Origin of the sequence: Rheinheimera sediminis (genome assembly GCF_004005375.1) — a bacterium.
GTDB lineage: Bacteria > Pseudomonadota > Gammaproteobacteria > Enterobacterales > Alteromonadaceae > Pararheinheimera.
Genome location: NZ_RZUF01000025.1, coordinates 1 through 14,561 on the forward strand (window position 1 = coordinate 1; position 14,561 = coordinate 14,561).

Consider the following 14,561-nt stretch of genomic DNA (forward strand, 5'->3'; position numbering starts at 1 on the left):
GGCATGGCGCGCATTATAGGGAGTTTTTGGCGGCGCGCAATACCAAATCTTAGTTTTTTGAGGCTTTGGCGATCGTTTGCTGGTTAAACCGTCAATATGGGCAAAATAGCTCCAAAAACAATATCAGTAGGTATGCATTTAATAGTTGGCTGCTTAAGAACTAGTCGCTAATATGAAAGAGCTTTAAGTATTTATATGTATTTACTCTGACTCTTTCATCTTTATTACTTAGGAAATCTTTATGTTAGCTAATTTACAACGATCCTTACCTTTTACTCTGGCGTTAGCCATTATTGTTTATCTGGTTCTAATGTTTACCCCCGATATTGCTTTAAGCGCTTCTGTCTTAGTCACCGTTGGTGTGGTACTGGGTGGAGTATTGGTGCCTCTTCTTATAGAAGTGAAGGGAGCGTCTCTGGATAGCACAGGCACTGCTGTAACGGCTAAAACAAATTACGAAGGTGAAACAGCTACTTTATATGTAGGTAACTTACCTTACCGTGCAAATGAAGATGCAGTACGCGAGCTATTCCAGAAGTTTGGTGTAGTCGTCAATGTGCGTTTGATGAAAGATCGCCAAACAGGTCGTCGCCGTGGCTTTGGTTTTGTTGAAGTGGCAGCGAAAGATGCCAATAAGATGATTCAGAAGTTAAACGACTTTGCGTTCCAAGAACGTACTTTGAAGGTACGTGAAGCCAAGGAACGTCAGGACGGTGACGATAACGACGAATAACTGTATTAGTCCTGATATAAATCTGGCCAGCAACTCTGCTGGCCAAATCCCATCTGTTTGACTCTTAACTTTTGCTGATCTGTCAGCTCCTGTGTCGCAATAAAACAATCCTGACTCTTCTGTTTATATAGAGGAACGATCCCTGCAGCTAAATGCTGCACTCTTCTGGCTATCGCATCGGCGGTATCAAACAATTTTGGCGCATCCTCAAAAGCCAAACAGATCTCTTGAGCTAAAAAAGGAAAATGAGTGCAGCCCAGAATAATAGCTTTAGGTGCAAACTCATTTAAGCCGCTATCTTTGATCACTGTGGCTACTTCTGCTGTCACTTCAGCATCTGTCCAGACTTTTTGCTCAGCCAGCATCACCAGCTCACTACTCCCGACTAATTGCACCTGACTCTCACCCGCATAGTTTGAGACCAGCTTCTGTATATAGTGGCCTTTGACTGTAGCTGGTGTGGCCAGCAACGCCATTTTTTCGCCAGCACAATAGAAAGCAGCAGGTTTTATCGCTGGTACTACGCCAACAAAAGGTAAATCAAACTGCTGACGTAACCATTCAACCGCCTGTGTGGTTGCTGTATTGCAAGCGATGACAATTAGATCGACCTGATGAGTCAGCAAATGTTCTGTCAGTTGCTTTAAACGCTGGCGGATAAATAACTCCGACTTAGTGCCATAAGGCAGGTATCTGTTGTCCATCAGATAGAAGTAGTTTGCAGGCACCAAAGCACGCACGGCCTCCAATATAGAAAGTCCACCCACCCCACTGTCGATAAAACCTATACGCATGCCACTGTCTTCTGAAAAGTATCTTGTAAAAATTCAGACGCTATTTTGCCAGACATTCGCCCGCTAAGGCAGTTGCTCTGCTACTTTTATCTGCAGCTTGCTTTTGCTGATAGACATTCAGGCAAAAGCCCTTAGAATAGGCCGCTTTTTCGACAATAGGTGACAAGCAATGGCTTTAGGGCAAGTATTTCCGGATTTATATGAAACTCAACTGGCAGAAAAGCAAGCTGGCGTGCAGCAGCTGTTTGCATCCTATGCCTTGCCAGATCTAGAGTTATTCCGCTCCGAGCCCAGCCATTACCGCCAGCGCGCTGAATTTAGGATCTGGCATGAAGGGGACGATTTGTTCCACATTATGTTTGACTCTGAAACCAAACAAAAACAGCGCATCGACTACTTCCCTGTTGCCTGCAAACAAATAGCTGACTTTATGCCTGTACTGCTGGAAGAGCTGAAGAAGCGTCCGGCACTACGAAACAAGTTATACCAAATTGATTACCTGAGTGGTTTAAGTGGCGAGTTGTTGGTTTCTCTTGTTTATAAGAAGCCTTTAAGTGACGATTGGGCCGAACAAGCGGCTTTGTTAAAAGCCGACTTAGCGGAACAATGGCCACTGGATTTTATTGGCCGTTCGCGTAAGCAAAAAGTCTTGGTGCATCGCGACCATATTATTGAAAAGCTAAAGGTGAAAGATCGCACTTTAAGTTACCAGCAAATTGAAAATAGCTTTACCCAGCCAAATGCTAAAGTGAATCAGCAAATGCTGGAGTGGGCTTGTGACATATCAAGTCAACTCAAAGGCGACTTGCTGGAACTCTATTGTGGTAATGGCAATTTCTCACTGGCCCTGACGCCTTATTTCCGTCAGGTGGTCGCTACAGAAATTGCTCGTAGCTCGATTAAATCTGCACAGCTGAATATTGAAATGAACCAGGTGACGAATTTGCAGGTACTGCAAATGTCAGCTGAGGATGTCAGCGCGGCCATGGCCACAGGTAAACAGTTAAAGACATTGGATTTATCAGAGTTACAGCTGGATACTATTCTGGTTGACCCACCACGGGCAGGCTTAGATCCAGCCACAGAGGCTTTTGTCAGTCAGTTTAACGATATTATTTATATCTCCTGTAATCCTGTCACTTTGGAACAGAACTTACAACAGCTGAGTAAAACCCACGAAATCAAAGCTTTTGCTTTATTTGATCAATTCCCATACACCCACCATATTGAATCTGGTGTCTGGTTACGCAAACTTACTGCTTAGCTTTGCGACAACAGGGTTTTGCGGCCATAACTAGCTGCTCCATGAGCCATCCAGCGCAACTGCATAATAGTGCGCTGGGTGATTTGTTTACGTTGCTCTGCCGTGGCATCCAGCGCATCAGCACCAGCATGAAAGACTAAAATCACCATAGCTTCAGCTTGTATTTGCGCTCTCTCGGCCGGGCAATCTGTTTCTTTACGCAGATAATCCGCCAACTCAGCACCAAAATGATAAATTTCACGAGCTACAGCGCTACGAAAAGCCGCAGAAGTACCCGAACGTTCGCGCAGCAGTAAACGAAATACATTGCTGTGACCCGTGACAAATTCCATAAAGGTTTCAATGGAGGTACGGATCACACTACCATCGCTTTCAATACGATGTCTGGCTTGGCGTAATAACTGACGAAGCATCAGACCGGCTTCATCGACCAGAGTTAGCCCAAGTTCATCCATATCAGTAAAATGGCGATAAAACGAAGTTGGAGCTATACCAGCTTCGCGCGCTACTTCACGCAAACTTAAACTTGAGTAGCCTTTATCAGCACTAAGCTGCTGAAAAGCTGCATCTATAATAGCGCGTCTGGTTTTTTCTTTTTGTTGGGCGCGGGTCACGGCTCACTCCTTTTTGCTACTTCCCCATTTTAACGCTTGACCCTGCAACTTTGCACGGCTAAATTAGCTTACAGTTGTAAGCTTAAAGTTCCCAAAATGAATAAACCACCCATTATCTGGACCAATGTGATTTTGTTTGCGTCCACTTTTCTCGCTGCTGCCATTCTGGTGCCATGGTACGCCATAGCTGTTGGTTTTACCTGGACAGAGATTATTGCCACTATTTTATGCTTGGGTTATTGCGGTATGTCGATCACCGCCGGTTACCATCGCCTTTGGGCACATAAAACTTATGATGCTCACCCTGTACTGCAGTGGATTTACGCCATAGGCGGCGCTTTTGCTCTACAAAACAGCGCACTGCACTGGTCTTCTGATCACCGTGTGCATCATAAGTTTGTCGATCAAAATGACAAAGATCCCTACTCAGCTCAACGTGGTTTTTGGTTCAGTCATATTGGCTGGATGCTACGTGAATACCAAAGCAATACCTATGCGGATTACAGCAATGCCCGCGACTTACAGAACAATAAAATAGTGATGTGGCAACACAAAAACTATCTGGCACTGACAGTAGCAACCAACTTTGGTATCCCACTGTTTTTAGGTTGGTTGACTGACAGCTATATCGGCATGTTATTAAGCGTTGGGGTGTTACGCTTAGTGCTCAGTCACCATTTTACGTTTTTTATTAACTCTTTAGCTCACATCTGGGGTGACCAGCCTTACACCGATCAGAACAGTGCACGGGATAACGGCATACTGGCTTTCTTAACCTATGGTGAGGGTTACCATAACTTCCACCATATTTTTGAATATGATTACCGCAATGGCATTAAATGGTGGCAATTTGACCCAACCAAATGGCTGATTAAAAGCTGTTCATGGCTAGGTTTAACCCGGAATTTACGAGTTTGCCCACAGGATCGGATCGAAAAAGCTAAGGTGCAGATGCAGCTGAAACGTGCGCAGGCTAAAGTCTCGCACCTGCCTGATGCTGAGCTGGTGATGCAACGGCTGGAACATGAATACGAGTTACTGATCGAAAAAATGCATGCATACTACGATGTGAAGAAAGTCCTGCTGCAACAGAAAAAACAACAGTTGATGCAACAGTACAATGAATTTGATTTAAAACAGCAAATGGCGGAAGTAAGACGTAATCTGCAGCTGCAGCAAAGACGCTGGCAACAGCTAACTGCACAATTTGCCTGATAGCTTGAAGTCGTTGTAATAAGGTTCCCCTCCTGATACAACGCACAGGTCTTTGTGGAGGCGATAAAAAAGGTGGCTTAAGCCGCCTTTTTTATCGCCTTTCATTCAGGATTTCTGATTAAATAGAGTGAGAGCATTCAACGAAGGAAAAATCCTGTGGTCAAAGCAACTCAAAGCAAAGCATATGATTTTGATGCTATTATTATAGGCACAGGTCCTGGCGGCGAAGGCGCAGCTATGAATCTGGCGAAAAGCGGTAAGACTGTAGCAGTTATCGAACGTCACCAGCAAGTTGGCGGCGGCTGTACCCACTGGGGTACTATCCCTTCAAAAGCCTTGCGTCACTCGGTCAGTCGTTATATCGAATACAAAGAAAACCCGTTGTTCCAGATGGAAGACCAGTCCTCCAACCTAACCTTCCCACAAATATTAAAACACGCTGCCGGTGTAATTCGTAAACAGGTACAGCTTCGCAGTAGTTTTTATGATCGCAATAGAGTAAAGGTACTGCAAGGCGACGCTTCTTTTGTCGACGCTCATCATATTCGTATTGCGCAAATTGGTTCACCAGATCAGATTATTTCCGCCGAGCATATTATTCTGGCAACAGGCTCACGCCCTTACCGGCCGCAAAATGTCGACTTTACTCATAGTCGTATTTTCGACAGTGATACTATTTTGTCGTTAAAAGACGATCCGCGCCACATCATCATCTTCGGTGCAGGTGTAATTGGCTGTGAATATGCCTCGATTTTCCGTGGCTTGGGGGTACGTGTTGATTTGGTCAACACCAGAGATCGTCTGTTATCCTTTATGGATACTGAAATATCAGATGCTTTGAGCTATCACTTCTGGAATTCAGGGGTAACTATTCGCCATGGCGAAGAGTTTGATCGAATCGAAGGTTGTGACGACGGTGTTATTTTACATCTGCAATCCGGCAAAAAAATGAAAGCAGACTGCATCCTATTTGCCAACGGACGCACAGGCAATACCGACAAACTAGAGCTGAATGCTATTGGCTTAAAAGCGGACAGCCGCGGTCAATTAAAAGTGAATGATAATTATCAGACTGAAATCCCCAACATCTATGCAGTAGGGGATGTGATTGGCTATCCAAGCCTAGCCAGCGCAGCTTATGATCAAGGCCGCATTGCCGCAAACTCTATTATTCATGGTAACTGCAGTACTTATCTGATCGATGATATCCCAGTGGGTATTTACACCATACCAGAAATGAGTTCAGTCGGTAAAAACGAGCAGGAGTTAACTGCAGCTCGTATTCCCTATGAAGTGGGTCGGGCCCAGTTTAAACATTTAGCCAGGGCTCAGATCGCCAACACCAGTGTAGGCAGCCTGAAGTTGTTGTTTCACCGTGATACCAAAGAGATTTTAGGGATCCATTGTTTTGGTGAAAGAGCTGCAGAGATAGTCCACATAGGCCAAGCTATTATGATGCAAAAGAATGGCGGTAATAACATAGAGTACTTTGTTCATACGACCTTTAATTACCCTACTATGGCCGAAGCCTACAGGGTAGCGGCTATGAATGGCTTAAACCGCTTGTTTTAATACATCGTAGTCAATAACTAGAGGCTAGCGCTCAAATCTAGCCTTTAGTTAACAATAAAAAATAATAAATATACCATTTGTTTTCTTCTCCCCTTTGTTGTTACGATTAAATTTATATCAGGACAGTTAAACCTTACAGCGGCATCAAGGATGTGCGATGAAAAACCACGTATTAATAACAATTATCTTCTTTCTATTGTATGCACACAGCTGTTTTGCGCAGAATAATGCTCAGCTGTTTGGCAATTTAGCCATGGTCAGCGATGTTTCTGTGTCTCCGGATGGTTCTTCTATAGCTGCTAAAATGATATATGAGGGCATGCCTACTGTGGTTACGGCTCCTTTTGGCAGCACAGAAATTGCATTTGCTGCAAAACTTAAAGATCCCGCAGACAGGATAGAAAGTATTGATTGGGTAAACAAAAACAGGCTCTTTATCACAGCGAGCAGACCAGAGTTTATTAATGGTTTTTACGTACGCTTGAATACAGCCTATGCTGTAAATGCCGATGGTTCCGATCTGGTTGTGATTGAAAATAAAGCTGCATATAAAAAACAAGAGTCTGCTTTTGTGCGCAATAATCAGAGTATCGGCTTACTCAACGATCTCATCCATGATGATCAACACGTTCAGGTTTTGGCTTATGATCCGCGGGACTTAGGCTATTCAGTTTTTAAAGTAAATGTTTACACTAATTCCTTCGAAAAAATTGCTAGCGGCGCTGGAGACAGGACTGATTTCATAAGTGATATAAACGGAAATATTCTGTTTTCTACAATTACGAAAAAGAACCTCACTACTATTTATTACAAAGCAATTGGCTCGGAGCAATGGGTCGATTTAAAAACTTTGGATATCACTGGCGACATTACTTTTCAGCCTGTATCAGTTTCTGACGACGGTAAATCAATTTTAGTAAAAACTGATTTTGATAGTAATTTTGACTACATCGCTAAATTTGATATCGCAGAAAAAAGAATTGGAGACAAACTATTTTCCGTCGACGGTCATGACATTGACAATGTGATTATCAAAAATGGGCAGCTTGTTGGTTACGGTTATACCAAAGACTTTTATGAGCGTACTTTTATTTCCCCCCAACAAATCGAATACAACAACAAGGTTAAGGCTTTGTTTAAAAATAGGCATAGCTATATCACCAGCAGCAGTAAAGATGGGCAAAGAGTGGTTGTATATAGCGAGACAGATCACAATCCAGGCAGATACTATACGATTGATTTCGCCACCAAAAAAGCCGACTTCTGGCTCAGTCAATATCCTCTTTTGGAACAACAACAACTAGCCCCTGTGCAGCCTATAGATGTAATAAGCAAAGATGGCCAACCAATGCGAGGCTACCTCACGCTACCAAAGAATAAGCCTGCGCCTCTGATTGTCTTTCCGCACGGTGGTCCACATGCGCGCGACGCTATGGGGTTCGACCCTTTTGTTCAATTCTTTGCTGCTCAAGGCTACGCTGTGTTGCAAGTTAATTTTAGAGGGTCTTCAGGCTATGGTAATGACTTTCTGCAGCAAGGTTACAAACAGTGGGGTCTAAAAATGCAAGATGACCTTATGGATGCAGTAGATCAAGTTCGTAAGAATCCAGCCATAGACAAGAACAAAAGCTGTGTAGTTGGAGCAAGCTACGGTGGCTACAGCGCCTTAGTTGCGAGCTTTCAGCGTCCCCAGCAGTTTAACTGCTTTATCAGTATTTCAGGAATATCTGATCTAGCTGCGATGGTAAAACGCGATACCGAATATAGTGAACAACTTGGGCTTTATATGAAAACAGCTGTAGGGGATTACAACACCGAATCCGACAAGCTAAACGCTGTATCCGCGCTATATCAAATAGATAAAATTCAACAGCCTATTTTACTGGTTCATGGAGTTAAGGATACAAGGGTGTCTTTTAAACAATCTCTTGAACTGTACAACAAATTAAAATCAAACGATAAAGTAGTCGAATACTTAGAACTGGAAAATGGCACACATTTCTTCGACGAAGAAGCCGACAGAAAACAAGCTTTCGCTGCCATGGAGCAGTTTTTGAATCGGTACTTACCAGTACATTGACCAGCCTGAGCTCAGGATAACAGGTGTCGATCTTAGGCCATTTATGAATAAAACCAACGAAGCAATTTTTTATTTTAATCACCACGGCCTAAGTTGACTGGAGACACTGATTTTGTAGATCTCAAGGCTCTTCATCATACGCCATAGCAAGCTATGGCTATCAGGGGCACACCGACAGGTGCAAAAAGATGTTTATTCAGCAGCACTGGTTATATCAGGATCAGACAGACGCTGTATTATTTCACGCCAGTATCCAGGTTATGTGTTGACCAAAAGCGAAGAAGAGTGAGCGGCTTTGAGAGAAAAGCTGGAGACGCAATTTGTTTTCGCCACTCAGAACAAGCAGTGGCAATAAAGAGAAAAACTCTATAGTAAAGCAAGCTCACTTCAGTGAAAAAGATGAAGTGAGCTGAGATTTTATGAGCAACAGATTGAATAAAAACTCAATCGTCATCACTCAGATCAAGTTCTGTATTCATGTGATAAGTGCGACTGAATGAATGCACTGCATCAATAAACACGCCTGCCTTTTCCGGATCCACATCAGGGGTAATACCATGGCCCAGGTTAAAGACATGGCCTGAGCCCATACCGTAACCATCTAAAATGGCTTGTACTTCCTGACGTATACGCTCAGGCGTACCTAGCAGGATAGAAGGGTCCATATTGCCCTGTAAGGCTACTTTATCTCCGATACGGGCGCGGGCGTGACGAATATCAATGGTCCAGTCTAAACCCACACCATCACAACCTGTGGCAGCAATTTCTTCCAGCCATAAACCACCGTTTTTGGTAAATAGAGTGACTGGGACAGGTCGGCCATCTGCATGACGGGTCAAACCTGCCACTATCTGTTGCATATAGCTCAGTGAATATTCACGGTAATCGTGTGGTGTTAATACACCGCCCCAAGTGTCAAAAATCATCACCGACTGAGCGCCAGCCGCAATTTGCGCGTTCAGATACAAAATGACACTTTGTGCTAGCTTGTCCAGCAGAATGTGCACCACCTCTGATTCTGTGTACATCAGCTTTTTGATCTTTGAGAAGGTTTTGCTGCTACCACCTTCAAACATGTATGTAGCTAAAGTCCAAGGACTACCTGCGAAGCCGATTAAAGGCACATCACCATTCAATTCGCGGCGAATAGTACGCACGGCATCCATAACATAACGCAATTCAACTTCAGGATCTGGCACTGGCAGCTGCATTACATCCATGAAGTCGGTTAGTTGTTTGGTAAAACGCGGACCTTCACCCTCGCCAAAATACAAGCCCATTCCCATCGCATCTGGTATGGTCAAAATATCACTGAATAAGATGGCAGCATCCAAAGGATAACGTTTTAACGGTTGCAAAGTGACTTCACAAGCCAGCTCAGGATTCTTGCATAACGACATAAAATCGCCAGCAATAGCCCGCGTTGCTCTGTACTCAGGAAGATAACGTCCTGCCTGTCGCATCATCCATATTGGAGTGCGATCGACTGGTTGCTTCATTAGGGCCCTTAAGTAACGATCATTTTTTAGTTGCATCTATCATCTGCCATCTTTTGATTTATCATTAGTTTATCACTGATGTTTGATCCGTCACTATTTTTTACCAAAAGCTATTTATTATGTATAGAAAAAAGCTATTGCTCTGTAAAAATACATCTGTTATAAACTACATGCGCTAGTAAAGAACAAGAATAAAGAAGCTCGTTAAAACGAGTCCTGGTAACTTTCGTTACACCTTATTTAAGCCACGTCAGTGGCTTTTTATTTGCCTGCCATCCATGGCGCAAACCCTAAAGGGCCAGCTAAAGCTGTTAAAAATCTTTCCAGAAGATTTTTTATTTGCCTGCCATCCATGGCGCAAACCCTAAAGGGCCAGCTAAAGCTGTTAAAAATCTTTCCAGAAGATTTTTTATTTGCCTGCCATCCATGGCGCAAACCCTAAAGGGCCAGCTAAAGCTGTTAAAAATCTTTCCAGAAGATTTTTTATTTGCCTGCCATCCATGGCGCAAACCCTAAAGGGCCAGCTAAAGCTGTTAAAAATCTTTCCAGAAGATTTTTTATTTGCCTGCCATCCATGGCGCAAACCCTAAAGGGCCAGCTAAAGCTGTTAAAAATCTTTCCAGAAGATTTTTTATTTGCCTGCCATCCATGGCGCAAACCCTAAAGGGCCAGCTAAAGCTGTTAAAAATCTTTCCAGAAGATTTTTTATTTGCCTGCCATCCATGGCGCAAACCCTAAAGGGCCAGCTAAAGCTGTTAAAAATCTTTCCAGAAGATTTTTTATTTGCCTGCCATCCATGGCGCAAACCCTAAAGGGCCAGCTAAAGCTGTTAAAAATCTTTCCAGAAGATTTTTTATTTGCCTGCCATCCATGGCGCAAACCCTAAAGAGCCAGCTAAAGCTGTTAAAAATCTTTCCAGAAGATTTTTTATTTGCCTGCCATCCATGGCGCAATGCTTCATTTATCTTCCACCCTTAGCAATATACTGAATCACCTGACCTGATAAGGTTGCCACCATTGGTACTTCTGGAAGCTGATCCATATCAAACCAATGTGCTTCTTCTATCTCATCAGGCTGACACTGCAACTCGCCAGACTTATAGTCAGCAATAAAAGCTGTCATCAGAGAATGAGGAAAAGGCCAGGGTTGACTGCCCATGTATCGTAAATTGTTGATATCAATACCAACTTCTTCTTTTACTTCCCGTACCGCGGCTTGTTCCAGGGTTTCTGCAGACTCAACAAAACCCGCTAAAATGGAGAAAAAACCTGTTTTATGCCGGGCAGAGCGAGCCAGTAATAATTGGTTTTTGTCATTGACGACGGCAATCAGTACACAAGGATTAATTCGGGGATAACAACGATGACCACATTTGTGGCATAGCGCTGCCAGCTCCCAGTTCACCAGATGCATAGAGCTTCCGCATTGACCGCAGTATCTATGGGTTTGCAAAAACAACGCGACCTGACAGGCTCTGGCGGCATGTTCAAAAATAGCTGCCGATTGCTCAAGCAAAGCTCGGGCTGAATGCCACTGTTCTTCTGCTTCTGGCCTGTCGGTGTAATTCAGCAGATAACAGTTCACTCCATCAATGGCACCAAGCAAACACAGAGGTTCACTGCCATCTAAAAAATCAGGCAACTGGTCATAACGACACAGAGGTGGCGGCGCATCGACAGACGGTAGCCAGATTTTACCCTGACTGACAATAAACCAGTGACCATACAAGTCAGCTGTAGCAGGCACATTGTGCTTGATCATTTTTTGTTTTACTCCACCACTTATTCGTATAAACAGGCGTATGATAGAGTGAAAGACTGAACCGACCAATAAAAAAGTAGTTGATCTTTATCCGAGAATTCTTTTAATTAGAGGTTCAGAGCAGTAAGTCACTTGAGTAAGGGGAAGTATATGTACACCCGTTTAGAGTCAGCACAGCAGAAATGGGGTGGCAGCCTGACAGCTATAGACAACTGGCTGGATGAAAGGCAGCGCCTTATTGTCCGGTATTGTGAGCTGGCCGCATTGCCTCCCTTTGACAAAAAGAGTGGTAATTCTCTGCCTGATTTGGCCGATACTCAGCACTTTTGCCAGTTGCTGATGGATTATTTATCTGCTGGTCATTTTGAGGTATATGAGCAAATTGTGTCGCAATGTGCAGTAAATGGCCATGATAGTCGTAAACTGGCAGATAGCTTGTATCCAAAAATAGCCAAATCTACCGATATGGCTCTCGAGTTTAACGACAAGTACGCCGAAGCCGATGGACAAACTTTATCAAAGAACTTCGATCGTGATTTGTCTATTTTAGGCCAAGCTTTGGTTGAGCGTTTTGATTTTGAAGATGAGCTGATTCAGACCTTACATAACAAGCATTCCAGCGCTGTTTCTGCCTGAATGAATTTATTTTTTGCCTAAAAAAAGCGACCATCAGGTCGCTTTTTGCTTTTGCTGCTGGCTAAGAATTACTTAGTTTCAGCAGGAGCTTCTTCTGCTGCAGGGGCTTCTTCGCCAATGCCTAATAATTCGACATCAAATACTAAAACGCTGTTTGCAGGAATGGTACCCATATCACGCTCACCGTAGGCCAAATCGCTAGGGATAGTAAATTTGAATTTAGAACCCACGCTCATCAACTGCACACCTTCAGTCCAGCCTTTGATCACCTGATTTAATGGGAATTGAGCAGGACCACGTTCTTTTGAACTGTCGAATTCAGTACCGTCAACCAAAGTACCAGTGTAATGTACGCGAACTACGTCGGTTGCAGCTGGTTTTGGACCATCAGCAGCCTGAACAACTTCATACTGCAAACCTGACTCAGTCACTTTCACGCCTTCTTTTTTAGCGTTAGTTTCTAAAAATGCTTTACCAGCAGCCACGTTTTGTTCAGCCTGAGCTTTGGCAACTTCAATTTGTTTTTCACGGGCTGTTTGTTCCAGCGCCATCATCACTTTCTGAACTTCTTCTTCAGTCAATTGAGCTTTACCAGCTAACTGATCCTGAATACCACGTACTATAGTTTCTGAAACTAGAGGCAAGCCTAACTTCTCATGTTCTTGAATAGTAGTGTCGATAAAACGACCAGCAGATACACCTAAGCTATAAGACTGTTTTGCAGTATCAGTGTCTAAAACCAGAGGTTTTGGCTGCTCAGCTTCTTTATTACAAGCAGACAAAGTTAAAACGGTAGCCGCAATCAGCGACACCTTAGTGAATAAACGCATGTATTTCTCCAATAAATAAGCAGGTTTGGCTGCAAAATTGTGTTTTAATAAGTGTAAAGGTTTTATGCAACGTCCCTATACTAACGGTTTGTGCGAATGACGTTAACCCATAGTGGTAAATATCTGATATTTTTTCTGGCACTTTGTCTCATTGCCTGCTCAGAAGTTCAACCAAAATCTGTGCGTCACATCCAACACAGTGAAACCCCCTCTTATGCTGCCGCTATTAATGACAATACGACCTTGGTTGCGATATCAGCTTTAGATGCAGGCGTCACTGTCTGGGACCTGCAAAAAGATACAGCCTTGTATTCGTTGGGTCATCAGGAAAAAGCCAATAATCAGATTCTATCTTTATCGCTGAGCCCGGATGGTAATCATTTATTAACAGGTGACAGCACAGACTTTGCCTTATGGCAAATGAGTGATGGCCGTAACATTGGTTTTTGGTCAGTCAAAGACGCTACTATCCGCGATTTAGCTGTGTCTGATTTTGGCCGTCATCTATTGGTTGGCCAAAGTGACGGCAAAGTGCAGCATATCACCCTAAGTTCAGGGCGCCGTATTGAGTTTTTAGGCCACACCGAAAATGTAAACTCAGTCGATATGTCAGCCAATGGTCGCTTTGCTTTGACAGGCTCTAACGATCATTATGCCTACTTATGGGATACAGAAACGGCACAGATTATCCATAGCTTTCCGCATCCAAACCGGGTGACTAAGGTAACGCTGGATCAACAAGGTCGCTTTGCCTTTAGTGCAGGCAGTGAATTACAAGGTTTTATCTGGGATCTAAAAACAGGTAAACAAATCAGCCAACTGCAACTATCCAGAGCACAAATTATTACCGCCGCACGCTTTAGCCGAAACGGCAAATGGCTGGTGACCGGCTCTCCATCCAGAGCATTAATTTTATGGGATGTAGCGACAGGGAAAAAAATACAACAGTGGCAAGTCAGGGCTATTCCCAATAGCAGGCCAGCCAGTGCTGTGATCCATGCAGTAGCATTTTTGAATGACAGCACTATTATTAGTGAAAGTTCCAGTGGCGTAGCCGAAGTATGGGAGATTAAGAAATGACAGAACAAGTTGTTGAATTACAAAGACAACTGATTGATCTGGAGAGCAAGCTTGCTTTTCAGGAAGATGTGGTGAACACGCTGAATGACGAGTTACACGAACATCAGAAAAGCATCGAAAAACTGCAACGGCAGGTCATGCTGCTTGCTGAAAAAATCAGTAAGGGCAATGACAGTGGCATTTTGCGCTTAGACGAAGAACCGCCACCGCCCCATTATTAGTGTTATTCGGGTTTAAACACACCTATCACCTGTTCAGCAGCACGCGACGCTTTTGCCACCTGCTGTTCAGGTTGCGCCATATGATGGCCACACTCAACACATTCGACTTTTTCAACATTGTTCTCAACAAACAACATCAAGGTATCCATGGCTTTGCACTGAGGGCAAGTTGCACCAGCGATAAAACGTTTTTTCTTTCTTTCTGTCATATTTTTACTCTCCAAACCGGGCTTTTATCGCATCAATACCGCTTGCACTCTT

14 protein-coding genes are annotated in these 14,561 nt (G+C 43.6%); 8 read left to right on the forward strand and 6 right to left on the reverse strand.

Annotated elements, in window-relative coordinates:
• The first annotated feature begins 241 nt into the window (after positions 1–241).
• Complete coding sequence (locus EMM73_RS16205; RefSeq protein WP_127687849.1) at positions 242–733, forward strand: RNA recognition motif domain-containing protein; 492 nt, start codon at positions 242–244, stop codon at positions 731–733.
• A 5-nt stretch (positions 734–738) separates the two neighbouring features.
• Here EMM73_RS16205 and murI read toward each other — a convergent pair whose 3' ends face one another.
• A complete protein-coding gene (murI, locus tag EMM73_RS16210; RefSeq protein ID WP_127687850.1) occupies positions 739–1,527 on the reverse strand; it encodes a glutamate racemase in 789 nt (262 codons plus the stop codon).
• A 169-nt stretch (positions 1,528–1,696) separates the two neighbouring features.
• On the opposite strand from murI, the gene trmA reads away from it, so the two are divergent.
• Positions 1,697–2,791 (forward strand): tRNA (uridine(54)-C5)-methyltransferase TrmA, encoded by a 1,095-nt coding sequence (gene trmA, locus EMM73_RS16215; RefSeq protein WP_127687851.1) that lies wholly within the window; start codon positions 1,697–1,699, stop codon positions 2,789–2,791.
• Here trmA and fabR read toward each other — a convergent pair.
• Positions 2,788–3,405 carry an HTH-type transcriptional repressor FabR gene (fabR, locus tag EMM73_RS16220; RefSeq protein ID WP_127687852.1) on the reverse strand — a complete coding sequence of 206 codons (618 nt, stop codon included), beginning with the start codon at positions 3,403–3,405 and terminating at the stop codon, positions 2,788–2,790. The genes trmA and fabR overlap by 4 nt on opposite strands.
• A 96-nt stretch (positions 3,406–3,501) precedes the next feature.
• Here fabR and EMM73_RS16225 point away from each other — a divergent pair, with 96 nt between their 5' ends.
• The 3 genes from EMM73_RS16225 to EMM73_RS16235 all read left to right on the forward strand — a co-directional run bounded on the left by EMM73_RS16225 (position 3,502) and on the right by EMM73_RS16235 (position 8,272).
• Complete coding sequence (locus EMM73_RS16225; RefSeq protein ID WP_127687853.1) at positions 3,502–4,620, forward strand: acyl-CoA desaturase; 1,119 nt, start codon at positions 3,502–3,504, stop codon at positions 4,618–4,620.
• A 156-nt stretch (positions 4,621–4,776) separates the two neighbouring features.
• A complete protein-coding gene (sthA, locus tag EMM73_RS16230) occupies positions 4,777–6,192 on the forward strand; it encodes a Si-specific NAD(P)(+) transhydrogenase (protein ID WP_127687854.1) in 1,416 nt (471 codons plus the stop codon).
• A 157-nt stretch (positions 6,193–6,349) separates the two neighbouring features.
• On the forward strand, positions 6,350–8,272 hold the full coding sequence (locus EMM73_RS16235) for an alpha/beta hydrolase family protein (RefSeq protein WP_127687855.1): 1,923 nt from the start codon (positions 6,350–6,352) through the stop codon (positions 8,270–8,272).
• Between the two features lie 443 nt (positions 8,273–8,715).
• Here EMM73_RS16235 and hemE read toward each other — a convergent pair whose 3' ends face one another.
• On the reverse strand, positions 8,716–9,807 hold the full coding sequence (gene hemE / locus EMM73_RS16240) for a uroporphyrinogen decarboxylase (RefSeq protein ID WP_127687856.1): 1,092 nt from the start codon (positions 9,805–9,807) through the stop codon (positions 8,716–8,718).
• 925 nt (positions 9,808–10,732) lie between these two features.
• A complete protein-coding gene (nudC, locus tag EMM73_RS16245; RefSeq protein ID WP_127687857.1) occupies positions 10,733–11,533 on the reverse strand; it encodes an NAD(+) diphosphatase in 801 nt (266 codons plus the stop codon).
• A 150-nt stretch (positions 11,534–11,683) separates the two neighbouring features.
• Here nudC and rsd point away from each other — a divergent pair, with 150 nt between their 5' ends.
• Positions 11,684–12,169: a sigma D regulator gene (gene rsd, locus EMM73_RS16250; RefSeq protein WP_127687858.1), complete on the forward strand. Its 486-nt coding sequence runs from the start codon at positions 11,684–11,686 to the stop codon at positions 12,167–12,169.
• Between the two features lie 68 nt (positions 12,170–12,237).
• On the opposite strand, the gene EMM73_RS16255 is transcribed toward rsd, so the two are convergent.
• Positions 12,238–12,999, reverse strand: coding sequence for an FKBP-type peptidyl-prolyl cis-trans isomerase (locus EMM73_RS16255; protein ID WP_127687859.1), 762 nt, complete (start codon positions 12,997–12,999; stop codon positions 12,238–12,240).
• A gap of 96 nt (positions 13,000–13,095) precedes the next feature.
• On the opposite strand from EMM73_RS16255, the gene EMM73_RS16260 reads away from it, so the two are divergent.
• Both EMM73_RS16260 and EMM73_RS16265 read left to right on the forward strand, forming a co-directional pair.
• Positions 13,096–14,079 carry a WD40 repeat domain-containing protein gene (locus tag EMM73_RS16260; protein ID WP_127687860.1) on the forward strand — a complete coding sequence of 328 codons (984 nt, stop codon included), beginning with the start codon at positions 13,096–13,098 and terminating at the stop codon, positions 14,077–14,079.
• Complete coding sequence (locus EMM73_RS16265) at positions 14,076–14,300, forward strand: SlyX family protein (protein WP_127687861.1); 225 nt, start codon at positions 14,076–14,078, stop codon at positions 14,298–14,300. Before EMM73_RS16260 ends, EMM73_RS16265 begins: the two co-directional genes overlap by 4 nt.
• 2 nt (positions 14,301–14,302) lie before the next feature.
• Here EMM73_RS16265 and EMM73_RS16270 read toward each other — a convergent pair whose 3' ends face one another.
• The gene (locus tag EMM73_RS16270; RefSeq protein WP_127687862.1) at positions 14,303–14,509 is read right to left on the reverse strand and encodes a YheV family putative zinc ribbon protein; all 207 of its coding nucleotides are present in this window, start codon (positions 14,507–14,509) and stop codon (positions 14,303–14,305) included.
• Positions 14,510–14,561 lie beyond the last annotated feature (52 nt).